Source organism: Nocardioides sp. 31GB23, assembly GCF_040012395.1.
In the GTDB taxonomy this organism is placed as follows: Bacteria; Actinomycetota; Actinomycetes; order Propionibacteriales; family Nocardioidaceae; genus Nocardioides; species Nocardioides salarius.
On record NZ_JBDYKJ010000007.1, the window covers coordinates 25,849 to 52,845 of the forward strand.

The window sequence follows — 26,997 nt, forward strand, 5'->3', positions numbered from 1 at the left end:
CACTGACGAGGCATCTCCTCGGAGGTGGCCCGCTAGCGGGTGGGCAGCCCCAGACCGAAGACACATCCAGAGTTCGACGAAGGAGACCGCGGTGTACGCGATCGTGCGCGCTGGCGCAACCCAGCAGAAGGTTGCCGTGGGCGACGTCATCGAGATCGACAAGGTCACGACGGCCGTCGGCGAGACCCTGACGCTCCCCGTCCTCATGGCTGTCGACGGTGAGAAGGTCACGGCCAACGGCCTCGACAAGGCCGCGGTGACCGTCGAGGTCCTCGGCGCCACCAAGGGCCCCAAGATCATCATCCAGAAGTACAAGAACAAGACCGGCTACAAGAAGCGCCAGGGTCACCGCCAGAAGTACACCCAGGTCAAGGTCACCGACATCTCGCTCTGAGCCCCGGCTCGAGCCTGCTGCAGGCCCTCCCCGAACGAATCCAGGACTAAGGAACACGACATGGCACACAAGAAGGGTGCGGCGTCCACCAAGAACGGCCGCGACTCCAACTCCCAGCGCCTCGGCGTCAAGCGCTTCGGCGGCCAGCTCGTCAACGCCGGCGAGATCATCGTGCGCCAGCGTGGTACCCACTTCCACCCGGGTTCCAACGTGGGCCGCGGTGGCGACGACACCCTGTTCGCCCTGGAGGCCGGCGCCGTCGAGTTCGGCACCCGCCGCGGCCGCAAGGTCGTCAACATCGTCCCGGGCGAGTGACCTGAGGCGACCACGTCTGCGCCGGTCCTGACCGGCAGCTGTCCAGGAGGGCGCCCCCACCCGGGGCGCCCTTCGGCATTTCCGCACCACCCTGAGCACCACCTGAGCACCACCCCAGCCCCGAGGAGCACCCCCATGGCCGTCCCCACCTTCGTGGACCGCGTCACGCTGCACGTCAGCGCCGGCCGCGGCGGCAACGGCGTCGCCTCGGTGCACCGCGAGAAGTTCAAGCCGCTCGGCGGCCCCGACGGCGGCAACGGCGGCCCCGGCGGCTCGGTGGTCCTGCGCGTCGACACCGACGTCACCACGCTCCTGGACTACCACCACAGCCCCAAGCGCCGGGCCGAGCACGGCGGGCACGGCGCCGGCGACCACCGCAACGGTGGCCACGGCTCCGACCTGGTGCTGCCCGTGCCCGAGGGCACCGTCGTCAGCGACCAGCAGGGCAACGTGCTGGCCGACATGGTCGGGCCCGGCACCGAGCTGGTCATCGCCCAGGGCGGACGCGGCGGCCTCGGCAACGCCGCGCTGGCCTCCTCCAAGCGCAAGGCCCCGGGGTTCGCGCTCCTCGGCGAGCCCGGCGACGAGCTCGAGATCGTCCTCGAGCTCAAGGTGGTCGCCGACATCGGGCTGGTGGGCTTCCCCAGCGCCGGCAAGTCGAGCCTGATCGCGGCGATCTCGCGGGCCCGGCCCAAGATCGCCAACTACCCCTTCACCACGCTGGTGCCCAACCTCGGCGTGGTCACCGCGGGTGACCTGACCTTCACCGTGGCCGACGTGCCCGGGCTGATCGAGGGCGCGAGCGAGGGCCGCGGCCTGGGCCACGACTTCCTGCGCCACGTCGAGCGCTGCGCGGCGATCGTGCACGTCATCGACACCGCCTCCATCGAGCCGGGCCGCAACCCCGTCGACGACCTCGACGTGATCGAGAACGAGCTCGCGCGCTACGGCGGGCTCGAGGACCGCCCGCGCCTGGTGGCGCTGAACAAGGTCGACGTGCCCGACGGGCGCGACCTGTCCGACATCACCATCGACGAGCTGCGCGAGCGCGGCCTGCAGGTCTTCCCGATCTCGGCCGCCTCCGGCGAGGGGCTGCGACAGCTGACCTTCGCGATGGGCGAGATCGTGGCCGCGGCGCGCGCCGAGAAGGAGGTCGTCGAGGCCCAGCGCATCGTGCTGCGACCGCCCAGCGCCGACGGCGGCGACGACTTCACCATCAAGGAGACCGGCGAGGGCTGGCGGGTGCGCGGCACCAAGCCCGAGCGCTGGGTGCGCCAGACCGACTTCAGCAACGACGAGGCCGTCGGCTTCCTCGCCGACCGCTTCAACCGGCTGGGCATCGAGGAGCGGCTCGTGCGGATGGGCGCCGTCGAGGGCGACACCGTGCTCATCGGGCACCCCGACAACGCCGTGGTCTTCGACTTCCAGCCCGGCATCGAGGCCGGCGCCGAGATGCTCGGGCGTCGCGGCGAGGACCAGCGCTTCGACGACTCCCGCCCCGCCGCCAGGCGCCGCCGCGAGATCGACGAGGCGATGGAGGGGCGCGAGGAGAACGAGACCCGTGCCGACGTGGCCCGCCGTCTCGACACCCCCAGCCCCGTGAAGCAGAAGCGCGGCGGCTCGAGCGGCCCGACGTCGTACGAGATCGGCACGCCCTCGGACCCCGACTGGGAAGAGTCGGACCCCGGCACGGGCCAGGACCGCGAGTGACGTCGCGATGAGCCTGCGCCCCGAGGTCACCGGGGCCCGGCGTGTCGTCGTCAAGGTGGGCTCCTCGTCGCTGACCACCGCCGCCGGCGGGATCGATCCCGACCGGCTGCGGGCGCTGGTCGACGTGCTCGGCGCCGCGCGCGAGCGGGGCGTCGAGGTGGTGCTGGTCTCCTCGGGGGCCATCGCCGCCGGGTTGGCGCCCCTCGGGCTGCGCCGGCGCCCCTCGGGCCTGGCTGCCCAGCAGGCCGCCGCCTCGGTGGGCCAGGGGCTGCTGGTGCACCGCTACACCGAGGAGCTGCGCCGCCACGGGCTGATCGCCGGGCAGGTGCTGCTCACCGTCGACGACGTCACCCGGCGCGCGCACTACCGCAACGCCTCGCAGACCTTCACCCAGCTGCTCGACCTGGGGGTGCTGCCCATCGTCAACGAGAACGACACCGTCGCGACCTCCGAGATCCGCTTCGGCGACAACGACCGGCTCGCCGCCCTGGTGGCCCACCTGGTGCACGCCGACCTGCTGGTGCTGCTCTCCGACGTCGACGGCCTGTACGACGCCGACCCGCGCACCCCGGGCAGCCGGCTGCTCGCCGACGTCCACGGCCTCGACGACCTCGACGGCGTGCGCATCGGTCGCACCGGGGCCGCGGGCCTGGGCACCGGGGGCATGGAGACCAAGGTGCAGGCCGCCCGCATCGCCACCGGCGCCGGCATCCCGGTGGTGCTCACGGCCGCCGACCGGGCCGCCGCGGCCCTGGCCGGCGAGCCCGCCGGCACCCTCTTCCACCCCACCGGCAAGCGCCGCCCCAAGCGGCTGCTGTGGCTGGCGCACGCGACCGAGCCGCTGGGCACCCTGCACCTCGACGAGGGGGCGGTGCGCGCGGTCGTCGAGCGGCGCGCCTCGCTGCTCGCCGCCGGCGTCACCGGGGCCACCGGTGCCTTCCAGGCGGGCGACCCGGTCGACCTGGCCGGGCCCGACGGCGTCGCCGTCGCGCGCGGGCTGGTCAACTTCGACGCCGACGAGGTGCCCCGGCTGGTGGGGCGCACCAGCCAGGAGCTGGGCCACGAGCTCGGCGCCGGCTACGAGCGCGAGGTCGTGCACCGCGACGACCTGGTCCTGCTCTGAGATGAGCGTGCGTCGCGTCGGCTGGTGGGTGCTGCTCCTCGCGAGCCTCCTGCCCGCCCTGGGCCTGACCGTGCTGCGCCTGGGGGCCTGGGAGGCCGGCCCGGCCATCCGCCTGGTCTCGTTCACGCCGTACGCCGTCGTGGCCTATGCGCTCGCCCTCCTGCTCCTCCTCGGCGCCGCCCGGCGCCGGCGCGCGGTCCTGGTCGCGGCGCTGGGCGTGGTCGCCGCGCTGGGGCTGCACGCCTCGTGGCTGGCGCCGCTGGTGACCGGGCCCCCGGCGCCGGGCGGCGCCGGGCAGGCCGCGGCCACCGAGCGGGTCGTGGTGATGAGCAGCAACCTGCTGATGGGGCGTGCCGACACCGCCCAGGTGGTGCGGGCGGCCGTCGACGCCGACGTCGACCTGCTGGTGCTGCAGGAGGTCACGCAGCGGGCCCTGGCCGGGCTCGACCGCGCGGGCCTCGACGAGCTGCTGCCGCACCGGATCGGCTTCCCGGTCACCGGCGAGCGGCCCTTCGCCGACACGGTCGGCACCATGGTCTTCGCCCGCGAGCCGCTGGGCGAGCCGCGCCCGCTGGGCACGGTGCTGCAGTCGTGGGAGGTCGAGGCCGAGGGGCTGGTGCTGCTCGCGGTGCACCCCTCGGCGCCCACCGACCCCGAGGGCTGGGTGCGCGACCACGCGCTGCTGCGCGAGGCGGCCCGCGAGCGCGGCGCCGACCTGGTGGTCGGCGACCTCAACGCCACCCTCGACCACGCGCCGCTGCGGCGCCTGGTCGACGACGGCTACCGCGACGCCGTCGAGCAGAGCAACGGCGGCTGGCAGCCCACCTGGCCGGCCAACGGGCTCTTCGCCGGGCTGCCCGGACCGCTCGTGCAGATCGACCACGTGCTGGCCGGGCCCGGGCTGCGGGCGGCCTCCGCACGCACCGTGGCGGTCGACGGCACCGACCACCGTGCGCTGCTGGTCGAGGTGCTGGTCGAGGCACGTAGGCTGGGCCGGTCATGAGCACGCCCGTCTACCTCGACCACGCAGCGACGACGCCGATGGCGCCCGCCGCGCTCGAGGCGATGACCGCCCACCTGGCCACCGCGGCCAACCCGTCGTCGCTGCACGCCTCCGGGCGCCGGGCGCGCCGGGTGGTCGAGGAGTCCCGCGAGACGATCGCGCGGGCCCTGGGCTGCCGCCCCGGCGAGGTGGTGCTGACCTCGGGCGGCACCGAGGCCGACAACCTCGCCGTCAAGGGCATCTACTGGTCGCGCCGGGCCGCCGACCCGCGCCGCGTGCGCGTGCTGACGACCGCGGTCGAGCACCACGCCGTGCTCGACCCGCTGCACTGGCTGGCCGAGCACCACGGTGCCGAGGTCGAGCTGCTGCCCGTCGACGCCGACGGCCGCCTCGACCTCGCCGCGCTGCGCGCCAGCATCGAGCGCGACCCCGCCAGCGTGGCCCTGGTCTCGGTGATGTGGGCCAACAACGAGGTCGGCACCCGCCAGCCCGTCACCGACGTCGTGGCGCTCGCCGCCGAGCACGCGATCCCCGTGCACACCGACGCCGTGCAGGCCCTCGGCGTGCTGCCCGTCGACTTCGCCGCCTCCGGCGTCGACGCGATGACCGTGACCGGGCACAAGGTCGGCGGCCCCCACGGCGCCGGCGCCCTCGTCGTACGCCGCGAGGTCGGGGTGGTCCCGCTCGTGCACGGCGGCGGGCAGGAGCGCGACATCCGCAGCGGCACCCTCGACGCCCCCGCGATCGCCGGCTTCGCCGCCGCGGTCGAGCTGGCCGTGGCCCGCCAGCCCGAGCACGCGGCGCGGATGGCGGGCCTGCGCGAGCAGCTGGTCGCCGGCGTGCGCGAGGTCGTGCCCGACGCGGTGCTCAACGGCCCCGGCCCCGACGCCTGGGACGCCGAGCGGCTGCCCGGCAACGTGCACCTGTCCTTCCCCGGCTGCGAGGGCGACTCGCTGCTGATGCTCCTCGACGCCCGCGGCATCGAGTGCTCCACCGGCTCGGCCTGCTCGGCCGGCGTGCCGCAGGCCTCCCACGTGCTGCTGGCGATGGGCCGCGAGGACGCCGCGGCCCGCAGCTCGCTGCGCTTCTCGCTGGGCCACACCTCCACCGAGGCCGACGTGGCGGCCCTGGTCGGCGCGATCGGCGCCTGCGTCGAGCGGGCCCGCGGGGTCCGGCTCTGATGCGGGTCCTGGCCGCCATGTCGGGCGGCGTGGACTCCGCGGTCGCCGCGGCCCGCGCCGTCGAGGCCGGCCACGACGTGACCGGCATCCACCTCGCCCTCTCGCGCAACCCGGCGTCGTACCGCTCGGGCGCCCGGGGCTGCTGCACCATCGAGGACAGCAACGACGCGCGCCGCGCCGCCGACGTGATCGGCATCCCGTTCTACGTCTGGGACATGTCGATGCGTTTCCACGAGGACGTCGTGGAGGACTTCATGGACGAGTACGCCGCCGGGCGCACCCCCAACCCGTGCCTGCGCTGCAACGAGAAGATCAAGTTCGCCGCGGTGCTCGACAAGGCGCTCGCGCTCGGCTTCGACGCGGTCGTCACCGGGCACTACGCGCAGCTGCGCACCGGCGACGACGGGCTCGTGGAGATGCACCGCGCCCTCGACCACGGCAAGGACCAGTCCTACGTGCTCGGGGTCCTCGACCAGCGCCAGCTGCAGCACTCGCTCTTCCCGCTCGGCGGCTCGACCAAGACCGACGTGCGCGCCGAGGCGGCCGAGCGCGGCCTGCTGGTGGCCGACAAGCCCGACAGCCACGACATCTGCTTCGTCGCCGACGGCGACAACGCCGGCTGGCTGCGCGAGAAGCTGGGCGAGCGGGCTCCCAACCACGGCGGCGCCGTGGTCGACGACGCCACCGGCGAGGAGCTCGGGCGCCACGACGGCACCTACGGCTTCACCATCGGCCAGCGCAAGGGCCTGCGGATCGGCCGGCCGGCCCCCGACGGCAAGCCCCGCTTCGTGCTCGACATCGAGCCGGTCACCGGCACCGTGCGCGTCGGCCCGCGCGAGCGGCTGGCCGTGCACCGGCTGCACGGCATCCGCCCGCGCTGGTGCGGCACCCGCCCCGCCCGGCTCGACGGCCCGGCGGTGAGCGTGCAGCTGCGCGCCCACGGTGCCGAGCTGCCGGCCCGGGTGGTCGTCGGCGGCGAGGGCGTCGACGTCGAGCTGGGCGAGCCGGCGTACGGCATCGCGCCGGGGCAGGCGGTCGTCGTCTACGACGGCAGCCGCGTCGTCGGCTCGGCCACCATCAGCGAGACCGGGGGAGAGCCATGAGCGTGCTGGCGACGGCGATCGGGTCGATGCCCGGCGACGAGACGACGGGCGCGGGCTACCGCGAGGCGGTCAAGGTCGTGCTCGACCGGCTGCCCGACCTCGCGGCCGTGCCCGAGCAGCCCGGTCGCGGCCCCGCCGCCACCATGACCGGGCGCACCCTGGCCGTCCTGGCGGGGCTCGACGTAGACCTGCAGCCCGCCGGGTGGCGCCTCACCGGGGGCTCCGGCAGCCCCGGGCTCGACCACCGCCGCACCCGCAGCCTGCTGGCCCAGGACCTCGACGCCCTCGAGGAGCTCGGCCAGGGGTACGCCGGTGTCGTGAAGCTGCAGGTCGCCGGTCCCTGGACCCTCGCCGCCACGGTGGAGAAGCCGCGCGGCGACCGCGTGCTCGGCGACCACGGGGCGCGGCGCGACCTAGCCGAGGCGCTGGCCGAGGGCCTGCGCGACCACGTGCGTGACGTGCGCCGCCGGATGCCGGCGGCGGCCTCCCTGGTCGTCCAGCTCGACGAGCCCGCGCTGGCCTCGGTGCTGGCCGCGGCGGTCCCGACCGCGTCGGGCTTCGGGCGGCACCGCGCCGTGCACCCGCCCGAGGCCTCCGCGCTGCTCGAGACGGTCATCGCAGCGGTCGTCGCCGAGGGCGCGGAGCCCTGGGTGCACTCCTGCTCGGCCGGCACCCCGTTGGCCCTCCTGCGCGGCGCCGGCGCCCGGGGGCTCCTGGTCGACGTCGACCAGCTGGGCGCCGCCGACCACGACGTGCTCGCCGAGGCGCTCGAGGCGGGCGACGCGGTCGTCCTGGGGCTGGTGCCCAGCACCGACCCCGAGGGCGCGGTCAGCGACACCGCCCTGACCCAGCGCGTCGTGCGCTGGCTCGACATGCTCGGCCTCGACCCCACCTCGGGCCGCCTCGGCGTCTCGCCGACCTGCGGCCTGGCCGGGGCGTCGTACGACTGGTCGCGGCGGGCGCTGGCGCTGAGCCGTGCCGTCGCCGACAACCTCGCGAACCTGGGGTAGCCGGCCGCTGCGGGTCCCCCGGGTACCCGGGGAACCTGAACGAGTGACCCCCCAGGGTCGTCGGAGGGGTCTCCGGAGGTGCCTGGTGGGTCACTGGACCACCACGAACCGGTGCAGCTCGGGCCGGCACCGGCCTGCTGCCTCCCGCAGCCGGCGCCCCACCAGGCCCGGGGTGCGCAGGTCGGTGCCCACGAACTCGACGTACTCCAGGCCCACGGCCCGGAACGCCGCGTGCCGCCGCGCGTCGGCGGTGTGCCTGGCCCGGCTGCGGTGCACCTCGCCGTCGAACTCGCCCACCAGGCCCAGCTCCACGTCGAGCAGGTCGGGCATGCCGACGAACGCCCCGTCGAGGTCGCGGACCACGGGGTTGCGCAACGGCACCGCGAGCTCGCTCTCGCGCAGCCAACGTCGCAGCAGCCGCACCTCCATGGGCGAGCGGGCGTCGTCGACGCTGCGGGCCAGCGCCGCCAGCACGAAGCCCTTGTGCCGCACCCCGCGCCGCGGCTCGAGCCAGTCGCGCAGCCCGTCGGCCGAGCCGACCCGGGCGCCGAAGGCCATGCTCAGCGAGACCGCCGCCTCGTCGAGCGCCTCCTCCCACGCGTCGAGACCGGTGCCGGGGGCGGGGACGTGGCGACGGGCCTCGTCGAGCAGCGCCCGCTGCGCTCCCACCACGCGTACGCCGCCGCGCAGCACCACGTCGGCGGGCGCGACCCGCGCGCGCTGCACCACCACGCCCGCCCCGGGACGCAGCCGGTCGGTGCCCGCGAGCAGCGGCACCGGCAGCGGCGTACGCCCGTCGGGCGCCAGGCCGTCGAAGAACGCGGCGCCCCACCAGCGCAGCGCCGCCCACCCGGTCACCGCTCCTGTCTCGAGGCGCGCGGACTGCTCCAGGACCCGCTGCTCCACCGTCGTCACGGTCGCGGCCGGCACGTAGAGGCCGGGCGCGCAGCGTCGCCACTGCGGCCCGCGGGCCTGTCCCCGGGTCGGGCCCTGCCGACCACGGGGGTCGACCGGTCGCGGCACGACCAGGTCGCGGGGGACCGGGAGCTGGAGGGTGAAGTCGGCAGGCACCTGCTGGGCCTGCCCGCCGGACGCGGGCCCCAACCGGGCGTGCCGACGGCCTGTGGAGAACCCGCAGAGGGTCTCTGGCCGGAGTCGAGTGACCACCCAGGCACCCCGGAGGAGCCCCCCGGGGTGCCTGCGGGGTCACTGGATCGGTTTCCCCGGGCACCCGGGGAAACCGCACGCCCCACCGCACGCCCCAGCCGCACCCCGAGGGTGTCCCCGGCACCGGGCAGGATGTCCCCCATGAGCGACCCCACCCCGCCCGGAGACGAGGCCCGCGAGGAGCACCGCCGCCTGGCGGAGGAGATCAACGACGCGCGCTGGCGCTACTACGTGCTGGACAGCCCGACGATCGACGACGCCGACTTCGACGCCCGGATGCGGCGCCTGGAGGAGCTCGAGGAGGCGTACCCCGAGCTGCGCACGCCCGACTCGCCGACCCAGCAGGTCGGGGGAGCGGTGTCGACGCTGTTCACCGCCGTCGACCACCTCGAGCCGATGCAGAGCCTCGACAACGCCTTCTCCTACGAGGAGCTGGCGGCCTGGCACGAGCGGCTGCGCCGCGACGGCGTCGACGACCCGGCGCTGCTGTGCGAGCTGAAGGTCGACGGGCTGGCCATCAACCTGCTCTACGAGCAGGGCCGGCTGGTGCGGGCCCTGACCCGCGGCGACGGCCGCACCGGCGAGGACGTGACGCCCAACGTCAAGACCATCGACACCATCCCGCACCGCCTCACCGGCACCGACGAGTTCCCGGTGCCCGAGCTGGTGGAGGTGCGCGGCGAGGTGTTCTTGCCGGTGGCCGCCTTCGAGCGGCTCAACGAGGCGATGACCGAGGCCGGCAAGCCGGTCTTCGCCAACCCCCGCAACGCCGCCGCCGGCTCGCTGCGCCAGAAGGACCCCCGCGTCACCGCGACCCGCGCCCTGGGCATGGTCTGCCACGGCGTCGGCGCACGCCGTGGCTTCGAGCCCCTCTCGCAGTCCGAGGCCTACCGCGCGCTGCAGGCCTGGGGGCTGCCCACCAGCGAGCGGGCCACGGTCCTGGGCACCCTCGCCGAGGTGGAGGAGCTCATCGCCCACCACGGGGAGCACCGCCACGACGTGGAGCACGAGATCGACGGCGTGGTGGTCAAGGTCGACGCGGTCAGCGACCAGCGCCGCCTGGGCTCCACCAGCCGCGCGCCACGCTGGGCGATCGCCTTCAAGTACCCGCCCGAGGAGGTCAACGCTGAGCTGCTCGACATCCGCGTCAACGTCGGGCGCACCGGCCGCGTCACGCCGTACGGCGTCATGGTGCCCACCCGGGTGGCCGGCTCGACCGTCGAGAACGCCACCCTGCACAACGCCCACGAGGTGCGCCGCAAGGACGTGCGCCCCGGCGACACCGTGATCCTGCGCAAGGCCGGCGACGTGATCCCCGAGATCCTCGGCCCGGTGCTGGCGCTGCGGCCCGAGGGCCTGGAGCCCTGGGTGATGCCGACGCACTGCCCGGCCTGCGGCACCGAGCTCGCCGAGCAGAAGGAGGGTGACAAGGACCTGCGCTGCCCCAACCACGAGCAGTGCCCCGCCCAGGTCCGCGAGCGGGTCTTCCACGTCGCCGGACGCGGGGCCTTCGACATCGAGGGCCTGGGCTACGAGGCGGCCTCGGCGCTGCTCGACGCCGGCGTGATCACCAACGAGGGCGACGTGTTCGCCCTGACCGAGCAGCACCTGCTGCGCACCGAGCTCTTCACCCGCGCCGCCAAGCGCACCGAGACCGACCGGGCCACCGGTGGCCGGGTGCTCTCGGCCAACGGCCAGCGGTTGCTCGACCACCTCGACCGGGCCAGGCAGGTGCCGCTGTGGCGGGTGCTGGTGGCGCTGTCGATCCGCCACGTGGGCCCGACGGCCGCCCGCGCGCTGGCCCAGGAGTTCGGGTCGATGCAGCGCATCCGCGACGCGGGGGAGGACGAGCTGGCCGCCGCCGAGGGAGTGGGGCCCACGATCGCGACCGCGGTCATCGAGTGGTTCGACGTCGCGTGGCACCGCCGCATCGTGGAGGCCTGGGAGGCGGCCGGCGTCAGCATGGCCGACGAGCGCGACGAGTCGGTGCCGCGCACCCTCGAGGGCCTGACCATCGTGGTCACCGGCTCGCTGGTCGACTTCAGCCGCGACTCGGCGAAGGAGGCGGTGCTGCTGCGCGGCGGGAAGGCCGCGGGGTCGGTCTCGAAGAAGACCGACTTCGTCGTCGTCGGCGACAACGCCGGCTCGAAGGCCGACAGGGCCGAGCAGCTCGGCGTGCCGGTCCTCGACGAGGACGGGTTCAAGGCACTGCTGGAGCAGGGCCCCCCGGAGGCCTGAGCGGCCACCGGGAGGCCGGTGGCTCAGGCCGCGATCTTGGCGCCGATGCGCAGCACCCGCTCGACGAGGTGGTCCATCGACGCGTGGTCGTCGTCGGTGAGCTCGGCGGAGGCCCCGGTGACCTTGCCGACGCCGTAGGGGTTGCCGTCGGTGAACTTGACCGGGTCGGTGTAGCCCGGGGGCACGATGATGCCGCCGAGGTGCACGAAGGTGGTCAGCATCGAGAGCAGCGTCGTCTCCTGGCCGCCGTGGGCGGTCTGGCTCGCGGTGAAGCCGGCGTAGACCTTGTCGGCCAGCTTGCCCTCGGCCCACAGCGGGCCGAGGGTGTCGATGAAGGACTGCAGCTGGCTGGTGACGCTGCCGTAGCGGGTGCCGGAGCCGAGCAGCACGACGTCGGCCCACGCCAGGTCGCCGGGCTCGGCGACCGGACGGTCCTCGACCTCGGCGCGGTGCGCGGCCCAGCCCTCGACCGAGGACCAGACCTCCTTGGGCGCGGTCTCGGCGACGTGGCGCAGCCGCACCTCGGCGCCGGCCTTCTCGGCGGTCTGGGCGGCGCGCTCGGCGAGCGCGTGCACGCTGCCGTAGGAGGAGTAGTAGACGATCGCGATCTTGGTCATGCGGAGACTCCCGATGAGGTCGAGGAATGATTCACTCTTCAATTTCAACGGTAGGTCGCCCCAGTCCACCCCCACGGGTGGGCGCCCCGGACCCCGTCAGGCGCGCAGCATCGCCAGGGCGGCCGGGAAGTCGCGCAGCTCGTGGGCCAGCGCCCCCCACAGCCTGCCCACCGCGGCGGGGTCGCCGCCGCGACCGGTGACGACCTCGCCCAGCCAGGCGCGGGCCTCGACGAGCACCGAGGCGTCGTCGCAGAGCAGCGCGCTGGCCACCGAGTCGACGACGTGGGAGGTGTGCGTGGCCAGCACCACCCGCCAGTCGTCGGGCGGCAGCGCCAGGTCGCCCAGGTCGAGGGCCGCCAGCACGTCGCGCACGACCCGGTCGGCGGCGGCCTGCAGGGTGCGCGACTCGGTCGCGCCCGGGTGCGCCAGCGGGACGGCGGGGCCGACGTGGCGCGGCAGGTCGGCCAGCACCGCCACCGCGTGCGCCGGCGACGCGGCGTACGCCGTCGCGCCGAGCGTGCGCCACCGCTCGCCGCCCGTGAACGCCCGCCCACCGACGACCACGGGCGTGCCGGTGCCGCGCACCGCCTCGACCTGGCGGCGCAGCCGGGGCAGCGACGAGGACAGCGAGGCGCTGAGCAGCACCGCGCGGGGGCCTCGGTCGAGGATGGCGGAGACGAGCTCGTCGCGCGAGGTGGAGGCACCGGTGTGCACCGCGTCGAGCCCCCGGGCGCGCAGGGTGGTGGTCAGCACCAGGGCGGGCATGGCGTGCCACTCCCGCTCGGCGCAGCCGACCAGCAGCAGGGGACCGGAGCCGACGGGCAGGGTGTCGGCGAGCCGGCGCACCACCGCCTCGGAGACGGCGGTGGCCGCGTGCTCCTGGGCCACGCTCCAGTCGTTGGTGGCCCACAGCTCGCCCACGCGACGCTGCGCCTCGACGACGACCTCCTGCAGGAAGGTCTCGACGTCGGTGCCGTCGGCCAGCGCGCGGGCCGCCACCGCGTGCGCGCCGGCGGCGTCGCCGGCCGAGACCGCGGCCCAGTAGTCGTCGCGGTGCGGCGCGGCCGACTCGGTGACCGGGGCGCTCACGCGCCGACCACGGGCTCGCGGTGCAGCACCACGAGCGCGATGTCGTCGTGGGCGCGCTCGCCGAGGTGGTCGGAGACGGCCAGCGCCACCGCCTCCACGACCGCGGTGGCGGGCATGCCGGCGACCGTGGCCAGCGTGGCCTCGAGGCGCTCCTGGCCGAAGAGGTCGTCGGCGCCGCGGGCCTCGGTGACCCCGTCGGTGTAGAGCACCAGCGTGTCGCCGGGGTGCATCGAGGCGGTCGTCTCGGGGAACTCGGCGCCCGGCAGCAGGCCCAGGGCCACGCCCTCGCCGGGCATCGCCTCGACCCGGCCGTCGGCGCGCAGCAGCAGGGCGTCGGGGTGCCCGGCGCCGGCCAGCGTCACGCCCAGCTCGTCGCCGTCGCGGCTCAACCGGCCGCAGACGGCGGTGGCGAGCCGCTCGCTGAACTCGTCGTCCTGGTCGGCCTCGAGCACCAGCACCCTGTTGGTCAGCGCGAGCACGGCGCCGGGGGAGTCGTGCACCAGCGACGTGGTGCGCACGGCGTTGCGGATGCGGCGCGCGTGCACCGCGGCCTCGACGCCCTTGCCCGTCACGTCGCCGCACAGCAGCACCAGGTCGTCGGGGTGCTCGGGGTCGTGGAGCACGTCGAAGAAGTCGCCGCCGACGGCCTGGGACTCGTGGGCCACGCGCACGTGGGTGGCGATCTGCAGGCCGGGGACCTCGGGCACCCGGCCGGGGGCGAGCGAGCGGCGCAGCACGTCGGCGACGTAGCGGCTCTCGGCGACGAGCAGGGTGGCGTCGAGGCCGACGCCGATCCGCTCGGTGAGGTCGGCCAGGAACGCCTGCGAGCCGGAGAAGTCGCTGCCCCGGTCACGGCCCACGACCAGGGAGCCGAGCGTGCGTCCGCGCGCGGACAGCGGCAGCACCGCCAGCAGCTCGACCTCGCTGAGCTCGAGGCGGGCGGCGAGGTCGTCGTCGACGACCACCGAGCGCAGCGCCTCACCTCGCCCCGGGCCGCTGCGCGGGAGCACGACCTCGGCGCCGAGCCCGGTCTCCATCGTCGCCGCGGTGTCGCGCGGCAGCGGGTCGGCCAGCGGCCGGCGCACGGTGGTTGGCTCGTCGAGGTGGGTGCCGCTGCAGACCAGGTGGTGGGGGCCGGAGCGGACCACGACCTGGGCGACGTCGACGACCTCGTCGAGCAGCAGCTCGACGAGCGCCTCGAGGCCGCGGTCGGGGTTCTGCACGGCCGAGACGTTGCGCGAGAGGCGCAGCAGGAAGTCGGCCCGGCTGACCGCCTGGGCCAGTCGGGCACGGGGCTCGGCGGAGCGGGAGTCGGCCAGCAGGCGCGCCGGGCGCTCGCGCGTCGTCGCCGTCATCGTGCCTCCAGGTGCCGTGCCAGGTCTCCAGCCAGGGTGCTGCCGGGGCCCAGCCTAAGGAAGGATGTCGTGAAGCGGGCCTTCTCGGGCCGACCCACCCGGTCGGGTGGTCGCCGCGGCGCCTCCTAGGATGGCGCCCATGCCCGAGATCACCCGTGACGAGGTCGCCCACCTGGCGACCCTGGCCCGGATCGACCTGTCCGACGACGAGCTCGACCACCTGGCACCCCAGCTGTCGGTCATCCTCGAGTCGGTCGCCTCGATCAGCGAGGTGGCCGGCGCCGACGTGCCGCCGACCTCGCACCCGCTGCCGCTGACGAACGTCTTCCGCGAGGACGTCGTCAGGCCCGGCCTGAGCGCCGAGGAGGCCCTCGCCGGCGCCCCGGCCTCAGAGGAGCAGCGCTTCATGGTGCCGCGGATCCTGGGGGACGAGCAGTGAGCGCCGACCTGGGCCGCGCCAGCGCCGACGAGATGGCGCGCGCCCTGGCGGCCGGTGAGACCACCTCCGTCGAGCTGACCCGCGCCGCCCTCGACGCGATCGCCGCCGTCGACGGCCTCGTGCACGCCTACCTCCACGTCGACGCCGAGGGCGCGCTGGCGCAGGCCGCCGAGTCCGACGCCCGCCGCGCCGCCGGCACCCCCGCCTCCGCGCTCGACGGGGTCCCCGTGGCGGTCAAGGACGTGCTGGCCACCACCGGGCTGCCGACGACCTGCGGCTCCAAGATCCTCGAGGGCTGGCTGCCGCCGTACGACGCCACGGTCGTCGCGCGCCTCAAGGCCGCCGGCCTGCCGATCCTGGGCAAGACCAACATGGACGAGTTCGCGATGGGCTCCTCCACCGAGCACTCCGCCTACGGCCCCACGCACAACCCCTGGGACCTCGAGCGGATCCCCGGCGGCTCCGGCGGCGGCTCGGCCGCGGCCGTGGCCTCCTTCCAGGCGCCGCTGGCGCTGGGCACCGACACCGGCGGCTCGATCCGCCAGCCCGGCGCGGTCACCGGCACCGTGGGCGTCAAGCCGACCTACGGCGGCGTCTCGCGCTACGGGCTGGTCGCGATGGCCAACTCGCTCGACCAGGTGGGCCCGGTGACGCGCACCGTGCTCGACGCGGCGCTGCTGCACGAGATCATCGGCGGGCACGACCCGCTCGACTCCACCTCGGTCGACCAGCCGCTGCCGCCGCTGGTCGAGGCGGCCCGCCAGGGCGCGGCCGGGGACCTGTCGGGCCTCAAGGTCGGCGTCATCACCGAGCTCTCGGGCGAGGGCTACCAGGCCGGGGTCCTGGCCCGCTTCCAGGAGTCCCTGGAGCTGCTGACCCAGGCCGGCGCCGAGGTCGTGGAGGTCTCGTGCCCGCACTTCGTGCACGCGCTGGCCACCTACTACCTGGTGATGCCCTGCGAGGCGTCCTCCAACCTCGCCAAGTTCGACGCGATGCGCTACGGCCTGCGGGTGCTGCCCGAGGGCGTCGAGTCGCCGTCGGCGGAGGAGGTCATGCGCGCGACCCGCGACGCCGGCTTCGGCGACGAGGTCAAGCGCCGCATCATCCTGGGCACCTACGCCCTCTCGAGCGGCTACTACGACGCCTACTACGGCACCGCGCAGCGGGTGCGCACCCTGATCTCGCGCGACTTCGAGGCGGCCTTCGAGAAGGTCGACGTGCTGGTCAGCCCGACCGCGCCGACCACCGCCTTCAAGCTCGGCGAGAAGCTCGACGACCCGCTCGCGATGTACCTCAACGACCTCGCGACGATCCCCGCCAACCTCGCCGGCGTGCCGGGCATCTCGGTGCCCAGCGGGCTGGCCGAGGAGGACGGGCTGCCCACCGGCTTCCAGGTGCTGGCCCCGGCGCTGGCCGACGACCGGCTCTACCGGGTCGGCGCGGCGCTCGAGGCGGCCCTCGAGGCGCAGTGGGGCGGCCCGCTGCTCGACAAGGCCCCCACCCTGGAAGGAGCGGCCCGATGAGCGCCACCGAGACCCTCGTGCCCTTCGACGACGTGCTCGCCGCCTACGACCCCGCGCTGGGCCTCGAGGTGCACGTCGAGCTCAACACGGCCACGAAGATGTTCTGCGGCTGCCCCACCGGCTTCGGCGCCGAGCCGAACACCCAGGTGTGCCCGACCTGCCTGGGCCTGCCCGGCGCGATGCCGGCGGTCAACCGGGTGGCGGTCGAGTCGGCGATCCGCATCGGCCTGGCCCTCAACTGCGAGATCGCCGAGTGGTGCCGCTTCGCGCGCAAGAACTACTTCTACCCCGACATGCCGAAGAACTTCCAGACCAGCCAGTACGACGAGCCGATCGCGTTCGAGGGCTGGATGGACGTCGAGGTCGAGGGCGAGACCTTCCGGGTCGAGATCGAGCGTGCGCACATGGAGGAGGACACCGGCAAGTCGCTGCACGTGGGTGGCGCCACCGGGCGCATCCACGGCGCCGACTACTCGCTGGTCGACTACAACCGCGCCGGCATCCCGCTGATCGAGATCGTCACCAAGCCGATCACGGGCATGGGGGAGAAGGCGCCGGCGGTGGCGCGCGCCTACGTGCAGCAGCTCCGTGAGCTCATCGTCGCGCTCGGCGTCTCCGAGGCCCGGATGGACCAGGGCAACCTGCGCGCCGACGTCAACCTGTCGCTGGCCCCGAAGGGCAGCGGGGTGCTCGGCACCCGCACCGAGACCAAGAACGTCAACTCCTTCCGCTCGGTGGAGCGGGCGGTGCGCTTCGAGATGCAGCGCCACGCCGGCATCCTGGGCTCGGGCGGCTCGATCCTGCAGGAGACGCGGCACTGGCACGAGGACACCGGCGTGACCACCAGCGGTCGCGAGAAGTCCGACGCCGACGACTACCGCTACTTCCCCGAGCCCGACCTGGTGCCGGTCGCGCCGACCCGCGAGTGGGTCGAGGAGCTGCGGGCCACGCTGCCGGAGAACCCGACGCAGAAGCGCGCCCGGCTCCAGGCCGACTGGGGCTTCTCCGACATGGAGATGCGCGACACGGTCGGTGCCGGCGCCTTCGGGCTCGTCGAGGCGACCGTGGCGGCCGGCTGCCCCCCGCAGGCCGCGCGCAAGTGGTGGCTGGGCGAGATGGCGCGCCGCGCCAACGACTCCGGCACCGAGATCGCCGACCTCGGCGTCACGCCGCTCGACGTGGCCCGCGTGCAGGCGCTGGTCGACGAGGGCTCGCTCAACGACAAGCTGGCACGCCAGGTCTTCGACGGCCTGCTCGCCGGCGAGGGCACGCCCGACGAGATCGTCGCCTCCCGCGGGCTGGCCATCGTCTCCGACGAGGGTGCGCTCAACGCCGCCGTCGACGAGGCGATCGCGGCCAACCCCGACGTCGCCGACAAGATCCGCGACGGCAAGCACGCCGCCGCCGGTGCCCTCATCGGCGCGGTGATGAAGCAGATGCGCGGGCAGGCCGACGCCGCCCGGGTGCGCGAGCTGGTGCTCGAGAAGCTCGCCTGACGGACGTGGTGCCGCCGCCGGGCCCCGGCGGCGGTACGCTCCGCTCACCAACTACACATGCACGCCCACGCAGGGGGAAGCCGGTCGAAGTCCGGCGCTGACCCGCAACCGTAGACCGCCCCAGGGTGGTGAGCCGGAGCACCCGCGCGGCGCGTACCGATCACACGCTGTCGAGGACCGCAGCGGTGTCGTCCCCGCCGTGCGGGGTCGTCGCCGCTGCCTGCAGCGGAGGGGAACCCCGTGAAGCACCCGCTCACCCGCGGTGCGGCGCTCGTCGCCGGCGCCGCCGCCACCACCCTGGCCGTCGTGGCCACCGCCACGCCCGCCGTCGCCGGACCGGCCGACAAGCAGCGGGCCGCGGCCGGCTGGCTGGCCGGCCAGCTCGACGGCGGCGTCGCCGTCAACGAGCAGTACGAGTTCAACGACTACGGCCTGAGCATCGACACCGGTCTCGCCCTGCGAGCCCAGGGGCTCAAGGCCCGCAAGGTCTCGAAGATCTCCGCGGCCCTCGCCGAGGCCGTCGACAGCTACACCACCGGCGGTGAGCCGGATGGCGCCTACTCCGGTGCCACGGCCAAGCTGGCCTCCTTCGTGGTCCGTACCGGCGGCGACCCCGCCGACTTCGGTGGGGTCGACCTGGTGGAGCGCCTCGAGGGCCTGGTCTCCACGGACGCGCCCTCCGAGGGCCGCCTGCAGGACCGCTCCGACTACGGCGACTTCGCCAACAGCATCGGCCAGTCCTTCGCCGTGCAGGCGCTGCACGCGGTGGGCTCCGAGCAGGCCGCGCCGGTGACGTCGTACCTGCTGCAGCAGCAGTGCGAGGCCGGCTACTTCCGGCTCTCCTTCGCCGCCGCCGACGCCGCCGAGCAGGGCTGCGACGCGGCCCCCGGCGAGCCCGGCCAGGGCGCCGACGTGACCTCGCTGGTGGTGCTCAACCTGCTCGAGGTCGCGGACCCCTCGGCCGAGGTCGCCGCCGCGATCGACGACGCCACCGCGTGGCTGGTCGCCCAGCAGAGCGACGGCGGCGCCTTCGACGGCGGCCCCGACGCCGGGGTGAACTCCAACAGCACCGGCCTGGCCGGGTGGGCGCTGGGCGACGCGGGTCTCTGCGGCAAGGCGCAGCAGGCCGCGCAGTGGGTCAAGAAGCAGCAGGCCGGCGGTCGCGACAAGGCGCTGGGCGTCGAGAAGGGCGCCATCGCCTACGACCGCGCCGCATTCCTGCAGGGCAAGAAGCAGGGCATCGGCGTCGACACCCGCGACCAGTGGCACCGCGCCACCGCCCAGGCCGCGCCCGCGCTGGAGAACCTGCGCAAGGTCGAGTGCAAGGCGTGAGCCTGCGCCCCGCCCGTACCTTGTCGGTCATGGGCTCGGTGCTGGGCTCCGTCGTCGTCGCGCTCGGCGTGGCGACGGCGGGGCTCGTGGTCGGCGCGCCCGCAGCCACCGCCGCCACCTGCGGCGGCGCGGGTGTCTCGGTCGTCGTCGACTTCAAGGGCCTCGGCGGGGGACAGCAGACCGGGTGCGTCAGCGGCAAGGGCGGCAGCAGCGCCGCCACCGTCCTGGCGGCCGCGGGGGTCGAGCTGACCCGGGCGCGCAACCAGCCGGGCTTCGTCTGCCGGGTGCAGCAGGTGCCGGCGAGCGACCCGTGCCTCAACGCCTCGCCCTCCGAGGCCTACTGGTCGCTGTGGTGGTCCGACGGCTCGTCGGGCTCGTGGAGCTATGCCAGCCTCGGCGTCGACCAGCTGAAGATCCCCGAGGGAGGCTCGGTCGGCTTCGCCTGGGACGACCAGTCCGGCCAGGTGCAGCCCGGCACCGCCCCGCCGAAGGCCCCGGCCCCGGCGCTGGCGAGGAGGCACCCGAGGGCGGCCCCACGCAGCAGGCGGGGACCGGGAAGGCCGACACGACCGGGGGCGCCGAGAAGGACCGCCGGAAGTCGGGGAAGCAGGAGAAGGCCGACCGCGCCGGTCAGGGCGCCGAGGGCGCCGACGACGAGACCGAGACGGAGACCGACGACCAGGACACCGTCGTCGACCTCGACGGCACCGAGCCGACCGCCGCGCCCGTCGACGACCCCGCCGGGCTCCCGGTCTGGGTCGCCCCGGCGGTGCTGGTCCTGCTGGGCGCGGGCCTGGCCGGCCTCGCCGTCGTACGCCGTCGCCGCAGGGGCTGAGGAACGCATGCCGCCGTCGGGCCCCGGCGGCGGTATGCTCCCAGCACCAACCACACACCCGCGCACGTCGGGGGAAGCCGGTCGAAGTCCGGCGCTGACCCGCAACCGTAGGCCGCCGGCAGGCGGCGAGCCGGAGCACCCGCGTGCCGCGCACCGATCACACGCTGTCGAGGACCGCAGCGGTGTCGCCCCCGCTCCACCGGGTCGCCGCCGCGTGCAGCGGAGGGGAGCCCCGTGAGGAGCCGACACCCAGGCACCGCCCTGGCCACCGTCCTGGTCGCGACCCTGCTGGCCCTGACCGCCTGCGGCGCCGGCGAGCAGGACGAGCAGCAGGCCGAGCCCCGAGAGCCCGAGGTCGAGCAGCCGGCCGAGGCGGCGCTCGCCGCCGACTGGCTCGCCGCCCAGGTCGACGACGGCGTCGTGCGCAACGAGCAGTACGACTTCGACGACCACGGCCTGGGCATCGACGTGGCCCTGGCGCTGCGCGCGCTCGGCGGGCACGAGCCGGTCGTGCAGCAGGTCGCGGGAGCCCTCGAGGGATCGGTCGAGGAGTACACCACCGGCGGCACCGAGGGTCTCTACTCCGGCGCGGTGGCCAAGCTGGCGTCCTTCGCCGTCCTGTCCGGCGGGAAGCCCACCTCCTTCGGCGGCACCGACCTGGTGGAGCGGCTCGAGGGCCTGGTCAGCACCCGGCCGGTCTCCGCCGGGAGGCTGCAGGACAGCGCCCCGGGTGCCGACGTCGCCAACACCATCGGCCAGGCGTTCGGCGCCCACGCCCTCGAGGCGGTCGGCTCGCCGGCCGCCGCGCCCGTGACGGCGTACCTGCTCGACCAGCAGTGCGCAGGCGGCTGGTTCCGGCTGCTGCTCACCGAGGACGCGACCGCCCGCGACCAGTCCTGCGACGGCGGCGACCCCGAGGGGCGCAGCGCTCCCGACACCGACGCGACGGCGCTCGTCGTGCTGGCGCTGCTGGAGCTGGAGGAGCCTCCGGCCGAGGTCCGGGAGGCGCTGCAGCGCGCGCAGGGATGGCTCGTCGAGCAGCAGGACGCCGACGGCAGCCTCGTCGCCGAGCCGGGCGCCGGAGATCCGGTCTCGAGCTCCAACTCCACCGGCCTGGCCGGCTGGGTGCTGGGCCGGCTCGGCGCCTGCGAGGAGGCCGCACGGGCAGCCCGGTGGCTGGCGGCGGTCCAGGTGGCCGAGGGGGAGCGCGAGGCGGGCGCCGTCGCCTACTCGCAGGAGGCCCTCGCCTCGCTGCCGCCGAGCGGGCGCATCGCCGTGCCCGAGCGCGACCAGTGGCGCCGCGCCACCGCCCAGGCCGCCCCCGCGCTCGAGCACCTGCAGGCCGAGCGCTGCGACGCGGGGTCGCCGTGAGCGTCCTGACGCCCGCGAGCGGCACCGAGAGCCCGGTCGCGGAACCTCCCGCCCGGCGTCCCGCCGGCGGCAACGCCCGGCTGCCGCGCGACCTGCACCCGGTGGCCTGGTGGGTCTGGGCCATCGGCCTGGCCGCCGCGGCCTCGGGCACCACGAACCCCCTGAGCCTGCTGCTCCTGGTCGGGGTCGCCGCCCTGGTCGTCTCGTCCCGCCGCTCCGACCAGCCCTGGGCACGCTCCTTCCGGCTCTACCTGTGGCTCGGTGCGGCCATCGTGGTCGTCCGGGTGCTCTTCCGCATCCTGCTCGGCGGCGGGTACGCCGGCGGGCCGGTGCTGCTCGACCTGCCCGAGGTCCCGCTGCCCGACGTGGCCGCGGGCATCGCCCTGCTCGGGCCGCTGACCTCCCAGGCCCTCCTGGCGGGCCTCTACGACGGCATGCGGCTGGCCACCATCGTCGTGTGCGTCGGCGCCGCGAACTCGCTGGCCAACCCCAAGCGGCTGCTGCGCTCGGTGCCGCCCGCGCTCTACGAGATCGGCACGGCGCTGGTGGTGGCGGTGACGGTGCTGCCCCAGCTGGCCGACTCGGTGCGCCGGGTGCGCGCGGCCCAGGGCCTGCGCGCGGGCGCGGAGGGTCGCATCGGGCTGCTGCGCCGCTCCCTGGTGCCGGTGCTCGAGGACGCCCTCGACCGCTCGCTGGCGATGGCGGCCGGCATGGACGCCCGCGGCTACGGCCGGCTGCCCGACCAGGGCCGGGGGGCCCGGCTGCTCACCGGCGCGCTGATGGTCGCCGGGCTCGTCGGCGTCTGCGTGGGCACCTACGCGCTGCTCGACACCACGGCGCCGCGGGTGCTGGCCCTGCCCATGCTGGGGCTGGGGGTGCTGCTCGCGGTGGCCGGGCTGGCCACGGCCGGGCGACGGGTCCAGCGCACCCGCTACCGGGCCGACCGCTGGCGCTGGCCCGACCTGGTCGTCGCCGTCTCGGGCGTGGGGGCCGGTGCCCTGGGTCTCTGGATCGCCCAGGCCCAGGTCGCGCTCGCGCACCCGCCGTTGGACGCCGTGCCGACCGTGAGCGCGGCAGCGCTGGCGGCCGCCCTGGTGGCCGGTGCCGGTGGCCTGGTGGCGCCGCCGGCCAGGCGGGGGGCCCTCGCATGATGGAGCTGCGCGGCGTCGGGTTCTCCTACGAGCCGGGGCCCGGCACCGAGGCCCGGCGCGTCCTCGGCTCGGTCGACCTGGTGGTCGAGGAGGGCGAGCTCGTCGTGGTCTCCGGGCCCACCGGCGTCGGCAAGTCGACCCTGCTCGGGATCGTCACCGGCCTCGTGCCGCGCTTCTCGGGCGGCCACCTCGAGGGTGACGTGCTGCTCGACGGCGAGAGCATCGTGCACCGCCCGCCGCGTGAGCGCGCCCACGCCATCGGCTACGTCGGCCAGGACCCGGCCCGGGGCTTCGTCACCGACACCGTCGAGGAGGAGCTGGCCTACGGCATGGAGCAGCTGGGGCTGCCGGCCGAGACGATGCGCCGCCGCGTCGAGGAGACCCTCGACCTGCTCGGGATCGCCGAGCTGCGCGCTCGCGACCTGCGCACCCTCTCGGGCGGGCAGCAGCAGCGGGTGGCCATCGGCTCGGTGCTGACCATGCACCCGCGGCTGCTGGTGCTCGACGAGCCCACCTCGGCGCTCGACCCCACCGCCGCCGAGGAGGTGCTGGCCACCTTGACCCGGCTCGTGCACGACCTCGGGGTCTCGGTGCTCCTGGCCGAGCACCGGCTCGAGCGGGTGGTGCCGTTCGCCGACGCCATGTGCCTGCTGCCCGGCGACGGCCGGCTCCTGGTCGGCCCGCCGGCCGAGCTGCTGCGCACCTCGCCGGTCGCCCCGCCCATCGTCGAGCTCGGCCGCGCCGCCGGCTGGTCGCCGCTGCCGCTGAGCGTGCGCGAGGCCCGACGTGCGGCCCGCCCCCTGCAGCAGCGCCTGGCCCGTCCGCCCGAGGACCCCGCCCCCGTCGTCAGCCCTGCGGGCCAGGGGCTGCTCGCGCGTGGCCTCACCGTCAGCCACGGCACCAAGGTGGCGGTGCGCGAGGTCGACCTGGTGCTGCCGCCCGGTCGGGTCACCGCGCTGATGGGCCGCAACGGAGCCGGCAAGTCGTCGCTGCTGTGGGCGCTCCAGGGGACCGGTCGTCGGTCGGCCGGCACGGTCACGGCCGCCGGCACCGACCCGGCGGCGGTGCCCTCCGGGCAGCGCCGTGCGCTGGTCGGCCTGCTGCCGCAGAACGCCGCCGACCTGCTCTACCTCGAGACAGTCGCCGAGGAGCTCGCCGCCGGTGACCCCGACGGCTCCCCGGGAGCCTGCCGCGAGCTGCTCGACCGCCTGGTGCCCGGCATCGGCGACGCGGCCCATCCCCGCGACCTGTCGGAGGGCCAGCGCCTGGCGCTGGCGCTGGCCCTGGTGCTCGCCGCGCGCCCGGGGGTGGTGCTGCTCGACGAGCCCACCCGCGGCCTCGACTACGCCGCCAAGGCCGAGCTGGCGCGCACGCTGCGCGCCCTGGCGGGCGAGGGCCACGCGGTGCTGGTGGCCACCCACGACGTGGAGTTCGTGGCGCAGGCGGCCGACGACGCGGTCGTGATGGCCGAGGGCGAGGTGGTCTCCTCGGGGCCGGCGCGCCGGGTCGTCGTCGAGTCGCCCGCCTTCGCCCCCCAGGTCACCAAGGTCCTGGGTGCACCGTGGCTGCGCGTCGACGAGGTCGTCGCGGCCCTGGAGCCGGTGTGAGCGCCCCCGCCACGCAGCACCCCGAGCGCCCCGGCCGGGTCGACGCCGTGCCGCTCGGTCGACGCTCCGCGCTCGTGCTGGCGCTGGCCTCGCTCGCAGGCCTGATGATGCTGGTCTGGCCGCTGCTGCTGCGGGTGCCCGAGGGCACCCGGGTCGACCCGCCCTTCCTCTTCCTGGCGCTGCTGCCCATCGTCGTGGCCGTCGTGCTGGCCGAGGTGAGCGAGGGTGGTCTCGACGCGCGGGTGCTGGCCGTCCTGGGGGTGCTCAGCGCCGTCAACGCGCTGGCGCGCGCCATCTCCCCGGGCATCGCCGGGGTGGAGCTGGTCTTCTTCCTGCTCGTGCTGGGCGGACGCGTCTTCGGTCCGGGCTTCGGCTTCGTGCTGGGCTGCACCAGCCTGTTCGCCTCGGCGCTGGTCACCGCCGGCGTCGGCCCGTGGCTGCCCTACCAGATGCTGGTGGCCGCCTGGGTGGGCATGTTCGCGGGCCTGCTGCCGCGCCGTCCTCGCGGGCGCGGCGAGATCGCGATGCTCGTGGTCTACGGGATCGCGGCCGCCTACCTCTTCGGCGCGCTGATGAACCTGTCCGGGTGGCCCTTCATCCTGGGCGTCGCGGTGCCGGGCCACGAGGGCGACCTCAGCTACGTGGCGGGGGCGCCCGTGGTCGAGAACCTGCAGCGCTTCGCGGTCTACACGCTGCTGACCTCGACCGGTGGCTGGGACACCCTGCGCGCGGTCACGAACACGGCCGCGATCGTGCTGCTCGGCCCCTCGATCCTCGCCGTCCTGCGCCGCGCCGCGCGCCGGGCGACGGTGACCGGCGTCGTGGCGGGGGTCAGGGACGGATCCTGAGGATCTTGTCGTCCCCGGGGCCCGGGTCGCCGCGGCCGTCGCGGTTGCTGGTCGTCACCCACAGGGACCCGTCGGGGGCCTGCGCGACGCTGCGCATCCGGCCGTGCTCGCCGACCAGGTACGCCGTCGCCTCGCCGGCCCGGCGGCCGTCGGGGCCGACCTCCACGCGCCACAGCCGCTCGCCCTGCAGCGCGCCGAGCCACAGGTGACCGCCGGCCAGCGCCAGGCCCGACGGCGACGCCTCGCCGGTGCCCCAGGTGACCTGCGGGTCGACGTAGCGCTGCTGGTCGCCGACGCCCTCGACGGCCGGCCAGCCGTGGTCCTGCCCGCCGTCGATGCGGTTGAGCTCGTCGGCGGTGCTGTCGCCGAACTCCGAGGCCCACAGCTGGTCGCCGACGAACGCCAGGCCCTGCACGTTGCGGTGCCCCGAGGAGAAGACGGGGCTGTCGGGGCGCGGGTTGCCGGGGGCCGGCTCGCCGTCGGTGGTGATCCGCAGGATCTTGCCGCCGAGGCTGTCGGGGTCGGGTGCCCGGGAGGGCTCGCCGGCGTCGCCGGTGGAGACGTAGAGGTGGCCGTCGGGGCCGAAGAGCAGCCGGCCGCCATCGTGGATGAAGCCGTTGGGGATGCCGGTGAGCACCGGCTCGGTCGCGCCGAGCCGCGCGCCCTCGAGCCGCGCCCGCACCACCCGGTTGTCCTCCGCGGTGCTGACGTAGAGGTAGAGCAGACGGTCGTCGTCGAAGTCGGGGGAGACCGCCACGCCGAGCAGGCCGGCCTCGCCCTGGGCCACCCGCTCCTCGACGGTGCCCGCCACCACCACGCGGTGCTGCTCGCCGCGCAGCAGCAGCACCCGCCCGCTGTCGCGCTCGGTGACCACGGCGTCGCCGTCGGGCAGGAAGTCCAGGCCCCAGGGCACCGACAGCCCGGTGGCCACGGTGCCGAGGAGCCGGGGCTCCCGGTCGCCCGGGGTCAGCGTGGCCCCGGGCGCCTGCGAGGGCGCGGGCGGACTGGCGGTCGGACTGGTGGTCGCACTGGGCGTGGGGGTGGCCGGCAGGGGGGTGGCGTCGGGGGTCGTCTCCAGGATCCGTACGTCGGTGCTGTTGCCCTCGTCGAGGCAGCCGCCGAGCACCAGGGTGCCCAGCAGCCCGCCCACCAGGGCGAGGGCGGGGTGGCGCCTCATGCGACGCGCTCGAGGAGCTCGAGCAGCAGGCGGTGCACCTCGTCGGGGTGCTCCAGGGAGAGGAAGTGGGTGCCCGGCAGCTCGTGGTAGGTCGCCCCCGGGACCCGCGCGGCGGCGCTGGCCATGTCGCGGGCGCCGGCGAGCAGGTCGTAGGTGCCGGCGACGAAGGTGACCGGCACCGTCAGGTGGCGCAGCGAGACCCGGGCGTGCTCCGAGGTGCGCAGCGCCAGGTGGAAGTACCAGTCGAGCGGGGTCGAGAGGAACTCGCGCACCGCTAGGGCCGCCATCTCGGGATCGCGCACCGGCAGCATGAACCCGCTGTGGCTCAGCGCCGCGATCGTCAGCGGGCCGACCGGCAGCCGGCTCGCGACCGGGCTCAGCAGGCAGCCCGCCTGCTTGGCCGCCCGGGCCGCGTTGACGGTGAGCAGCCGCGCGAGCGGGCGCGGCACCCGCAGGGGTGCCAGCATGGTGGCGAAGGTGTCGCCAGGGACCCCGGCGACCGCGAAGAGTCCGCTGACCCGCTCGGGGTGGCGCAGCGCGAGCTCGAACATCGTGTTCACACCCATCGACCAGCCCATCAGCACCGCGCGGTCGATCCCGAAGTGGTCCATCACCGACAGCCCGTCGTCGACGACGTCCTCGATGCGGCAGTGCGAGCGGTCGCGGGGCCGCTCGGAGCCGCCGACGCCGCGGTGGTTCCACGAGACGACCCGGACCCCGCAGCGCGGGTCGAGCAGCGCCGGCCAGGCGTAGGCGTTGGTGCCGAGGCCGTTGCACAGCACCACCGTGGGGCCGTCGATCACCCCCTCCGGGTCGTTGGTCCAGGCGCGCAGGCGCGTCCCGTCGTCGGAGAGCACCTCGTCGAAGGCGAGCGCGGGGGTCGAGGTGCGGGCCCGGGTGGTCGACATGGCGC

Annotated in this window: 24 protein-coding genes and 2 riboswitches; of the genes, 18 read left to right on the plus strand and 6 right to left on the minus strand. The window is 75.3% G+C overall.

Annotation, left to right across the window (positions count from 1 at the left end; genetic code table 11):
* Window positions 1-91: 91 nt before the first annotated feature.
* The 8 genes from rplU (at window position 92) to ABKW28_RS03420 (ending at window position 7,839) form a co-directional block, all read left to right on the plus strand.
* The gene (rplU, locus tag ABKW28_RS03385; RefSeq protein WP_179615856.1) at window positions 92-394 is read left to right on the plus strand and encodes a 50S ribosomal protein L21; all 303 of its coding nucleotides are present in this window, start codon (window positions 92-94) and stop codon (window positions 392-394) included.
* Between the two features lie 60 nt (window positions 395-454).
* Window positions 455-709, plus strand: coding sequence for a 50S ribosomal protein L27 (rpmA, locus tag ABKW28_RS03390; RefSeq protein ID WP_179615857.1), 255 nt, complete (start codon window positions 455-457; stop codon window positions 707-709).
* 135 nt (window positions 710-844) lie between these two features.
* Entirely contained in the window at window positions 845-2,419 is a 1,575-nt protein-coding gene (gene obgE, locus ABKW28_RS03395; protein ID WP_193667846.1) for a GTPase ObgE, read from the plus strand.
* Window positions 2,420-2,426: 7 nt separating this feature from the next.
* Window positions 2,427-3,542: a glutamate 5-kinase gene (gene proB, locus ABKW28_RS03400; protein ID WP_348606368.1), complete on the plus strand. Its 1,116-nt coding sequence runs from the start codon at window positions 2,427-2,429 to the stop codon at window positions 3,540-3,542.
* Window position 3,543: 1 nt separating this feature from the next.
* Window positions 3,544-4,545 carry an endonuclease/exonuclease/phosphatase family protein gene (locus ABKW28_RS03405; RefSeq protein ID WP_348606370.1) on the plus strand — a complete coding sequence of 334 codons (1,002 nt, stop codon included), beginning with the start codon at window positions 3,544-3,546 and terminating at the stop codon, window positions 4,543-4,545.
* Window positions 4,542-5,726, plus strand: a complete 1,185-nt coding sequence (locus ABKW28_RS03410; protein ID WP_348606372.1) for a cysteine desulfurase family protein — start codon at window positions 4,542-4,544, stop codon at window positions 5,724-5,726. The genes ABKW28_RS03405 and ABKW28_RS03410 overlap by 4 nt, the downstream gene beginning before the upstream one ends.
* On the plus strand, window positions 5,726-6,829 hold the full coding sequence (gene mnmA / locus ABKW28_RS03415) for a tRNA 2-thiouridine(34) synthase MnmA (RefSeq protein WP_348606374.1): 1,104 nt from the start codon (window positions 5,726-5,728) through the stop codon (window positions 6,827-6,829). Before ABKW28_RS03410 ends, mnmA begins: the two co-directional genes overlap by 1 nt.
* Window positions 6,826-7,839, plus strand: a complete 1,014-nt coding sequence (locus tag ABKW28_RS03420) for a methionine synthase (protein WP_348606376.1) — start codon at window positions 6,826-6,828, stop codon at window positions 7,837-7,839. The genes mnmA and ABKW28_RS03420 overlap by 4 nt, the downstream gene beginning before the upstream one ends.
* Before the next feature lie 90 nt (window positions 7,840-7,929).
* On the opposite strand, the gene ABKW28_RS03425 is transcribed toward ABKW28_RS03420, so the two are convergent.
* The gene (locus tag ABKW28_RS03425; RefSeq protein ID WP_348606378.1) at window positions 7,930-8,910 is read right to left on the minus strand and encodes a hypothetical protein; all 981 of its coding nucleotides are present in this window, start codon (window positions 8,908-8,910) and stop codon (window positions 7,930-7,932) included.
* Window positions 8,911-9,138: 228 nt separating this feature from the next.
* On the opposite strand from ABKW28_RS03425, the gene ligA reads away from it, so the two are divergent.
* Window positions 9,139-11,244, plus strand: coding sequence for an NAD-dependent DNA ligase LigA (ligA, locus tag ABKW28_RS03430; RefSeq protein WP_348606380.1), 2,106 nt, complete (start codon window positions 9,139-9,141; stop codon window positions 11,242-11,244).
* 23 nt (window positions 11,245-11,267) lie between these two features.
* Here ligA and wrbA read toward each other — a convergent pair whose 3' ends face one another.
* The 3 genes from wrbA to ABKW28_RS03445 form a co-directional block, all read right to left on the minus strand.
* Window positions 11,268-11,861 carry an NAD(P)H:quinone oxidoreductase gene (gene wrbA / locus ABKW28_RS03435; protein ID WP_348606382.1) on the minus strand — a complete coding sequence of 198 codons (594 nt, stop codon included), beginning with the start codon at window positions 11,859-11,861 and terminating at the stop codon, window positions 11,268-11,270.
* 96 nt (window positions 11,862-11,957) lie between these two features.
* Window positions 11,958-12,950: a B12-binding domain-containing protein gene (locus ABKW28_RS03440; RefSeq protein WP_348606384.1), complete on the minus strand. Its 993-nt coding sequence runs from the start codon at window positions 12,948-12,950 to the stop codon at window positions 11,958-11,960.
* Entirely contained in the window at window positions 12,947-14,305 is a 1,359-nt protein-coding gene (locus ABKW28_RS03445) for a PP2C family protein-serine/threonine phosphatase (protein WP_348606386.1), read from the minus strand. Before ABKW28_RS03445 ends, ABKW28_RS03440 begins: the two co-directional genes overlap by 4 nt.
* A 139-nt stretch (window positions 14,306-14,444) precedes the next feature.
* Between ABKW28_RS03445 and gatC the strand changes: the two genes are divergently transcribed.
* From gatC to ABKW28_RS03490, 9 genes are all read left to right on the plus strand, one after another.
* Window positions 14,445-14,744, plus strand: coding sequence for an Asp-tRNA(Asn)/Glu-tRNA(Gln) amidotransferase subunit GatC (gene gatC / locus ABKW28_RS03450; protein WP_179615867.1), 300 nt, complete (start codon window positions 14,445-14,447; stop codon window positions 14,742-14,744).
* Between the two features lie 32 nt (window positions 14,745-14,776).
* Complete coding sequence (gene gatA / locus ABKW28_RS03455; RefSeq protein WP_348606458.1) at window positions 14,777-16,267, plus strand: Asp-tRNA(Asn)/Glu-tRNA(Gln) amidotransferase subunit GatA; 1,491 nt, start codon at window positions 14,777-14,779, stop codon at window positions 16,265-16,267.
* Window positions 16,264-17,763, plus strand: a complete 1,500-nt coding sequence (gene gatB / locus ABKW28_RS03460) for an Asp-tRNA(Asn)/Glu-tRNA(Gln) amidotransferase subunit GatB (protein ID WP_348606388.1) — start codon at window positions 16,264-16,266, stop codon at window positions 17,761-17,763. Before gatA ends, gatB begins: the two co-directional genes overlap by 4 nt.
* 71 nt (window positions 17,764-17,834) lie before the next feature.
* Window positions 17,835-17,907, plus strand: a riboswitch (cobalamin riboswitch).
* A 96-nt stretch (window positions 17,908-18,003) separates the two neighbouring features.
* Window positions 18,004-19,095, plus strand: coding sequence for a hypothetical protein (locus ABKW28_RS03465; protein WP_348606389.1), 1,092 nt, complete (start codon window positions 18,004-18,006; stop codon window positions 19,093-19,095).
* 349 nt (window positions 19,096-19,444) lie between these two features.
* On the plus strand, window positions 19,445-19,930 hold the full coding sequence (locus ABKW28_RS03470) for a hypothetical protein (protein WP_348606391.1): 486 nt from the start codon (window positions 19,445-19,447) through the stop codon (window positions 19,928-19,930).
* 70 nt (window positions 19,931-20,000) lie between these two features.
* A riboswitch (cobalamin riboswitch) is annotated at window positions 20,001-20,071 on the plus strand.
* Window positions 20,072-20,164: 93 nt separating this feature from the next.
* Complete coding sequence (locus ABKW28_RS03475; RefSeq protein ID WP_348606393.1) at window positions 20,165-21,301, plus strand: hypothetical protein; 1,137 nt, start codon at window positions 20,165-20,167, stop codon at window positions 21,299-21,301.
* Window positions 21,298-22,452, plus strand: coding sequence for an energy-coupling factor transporter transmembrane component T (locus ABKW28_RS03480; protein WP_348606395.1), 1,155 nt, complete (start codon window positions 21,298-21,300; stop codon window positions 22,450-22,452). Before ABKW28_RS03475 ends, ABKW28_RS03480 begins: the two co-directional genes overlap by 4 nt.
* The gene (locus ABKW28_RS03485; RefSeq protein WP_348606397.1) at window positions 22,449-24,059 is read left to right on the plus strand and encodes an ATP-binding cassette domain-containing protein; all 1,611 of its coding nucleotides are present in this window, start codon (window positions 22,449-22,451) and stop codon (window positions 24,057-24,059) included. Before ABKW28_RS03480 ends, ABKW28_RS03485 begins: the two co-directional genes overlap by 4 nt.
* Entirely contained in the window at window positions 24,056-24,907 is an 852-nt protein-coding gene (locus ABKW28_RS03490) for an ECF transporter S component (RefSeq protein WP_348606399.1), read from the plus strand. Before ABKW28_RS03485 ends, ABKW28_RS03490 begins: the two co-directional genes overlap by 4 nt.
* Here ABKW28_RS03490 and ABKW28_RS03495 read toward each other — a convergent pair.
* Window positions 24,891-26,084: a PQQ-dependent sugar dehydrogenase gene (locus ABKW28_RS03495; RefSeq protein WP_348606401.1), complete on the minus strand. Its 1,194-nt coding sequence runs from the start codon at window positions 26,082-26,084 to the stop codon at window positions 24,891-24,893. The genes ABKW28_RS03490 and ABKW28_RS03495 overlap by 17 nt on opposite strands.
* Entirely contained in the window at window positions 26,081-26,992 is a 912-nt protein-coding gene (locus tag ABKW28_RS03500) for an alpha/beta hydrolase (protein WP_348606403.1), read from the minus strand. The genes ABKW28_RS03495 and ABKW28_RS03500 overlap by 4 nt, the downstream gene beginning before the upstream one ends.
* Window positions 26,993-26,997: the final 5 nt, after the last annotated feature.

Excerpts from the sequence above, each read along its gene's own strand:
- ligA (WP_348606380.1), top strand. The coding sequence starts at position 9,139 with ATGTCCCCCATGAGCGACCCCACCCCGCCCGGAGACGAGGCCCGCGAG.
- gatC (WP_179615867.1), top strand. The coding sequence starts at position 14,445 with ATGCCCGAGATCACCCGTGACGAGGTCGCCCACCTGGCGACCCTGGCC.
- ABKW28_RS03405 (WP_348606370.1), top strand. The coding sequence starts at position 3,544 with ATGAGCGTGCGTCGCGTCGGCTGGTGGGTGCTGCTCCTCGCGAGCCTC.
- obgE (WP_193667846.1), top strand. The coding sequence starts at position 845 with ATGGCCGTCCCCACCTTCGTGGACCGCGTCACGCTGCACGTCAGCGCC.
- ABKW28_RS03495 (WP_348606401.1), bottom strand. The coding sequence starts at position 26,084 with ATGAGGCGCCACCCCGCCCTCGCCCTGGTGGGCGGGCTGCTGGGCACC.
- mnmA (WP_348606374.1), top strand. The coding sequence starts at position 5,726 with ATGCGGGTCCTGGCCGCCATGTCGGGCGGCGTGGACTCCGCGGTCGCC.
- wrbA (WP_348606382.1), bottom strand. The coding sequence starts at position 11,861 with ATGACCAAGATCGCGATCGTCTACTACTCCTCCTACGGCAGCGTGCAC.
- gatB (WP_348606388.1), top strand. The coding sequence starts at position 16,264 with ATGAGCGCCACCGAGACCCTCGTGCCCTTCGACGACGTGCTCGCCGCC.
- ABKW28_RS03500 (WP_348606403.1), bottom strand. The coding sequence starts at position 26,992 with ATGTCGACCACCCGGGCCCGCACCTCGACCCCCGCGCTCGCCTTCGAC.
- proB (WP_348606368.1), top strand. The coding sequence starts at position 2,427 with ATGAGCCTGCGCCCCGAGGTCACCGGGGCCCGGCGTGTCGTCGTCAAG.
- ABKW28_RS03445 (WP_348606386.1), bottom strand. The coding sequence starts at position 14,305 with ATGACGGCGACGACGCGCGAGCGCCCGGCGCGCCTGCTGGCCGACTCC.
- gatA (WP_348606458.1), top strand. The coding sequence starts at position 14,777 with ATGGCGCGCGCCCTGGCGGCCGGTGAGACCACCTCCGTCGAGCTGACC.
- ABKW28_RS03410 (WP_348606372.1), top strand. The coding sequence starts at position 4,542 with ATGAGCACGCCCGTCTACCTCGACCACGCAGCGACGACGCCGATGGCG.
- ABKW28_RS03485 (WP_348606397.1), top strand. The coding sequence starts at position 22,449 with ATGATGGAGCTGCGCGGCGTCGGGTTCTCCTACGAGCCGGGGCCCGGC.
- ABKW28_RS03420 (WP_348606376.1), top strand. The coding sequence starts at position 6,826 with ATGAGCGTGCTGGCGACGGCGATCGGGTCGATGCCCGGCGACGAGACG.
- rpmA (WP_179615857.1), top strand. The coding sequence starts at position 455 with ATGGCACACAAGAAGGGTGCGGCGTCCACCAAGAACGGCCGCGACTCC.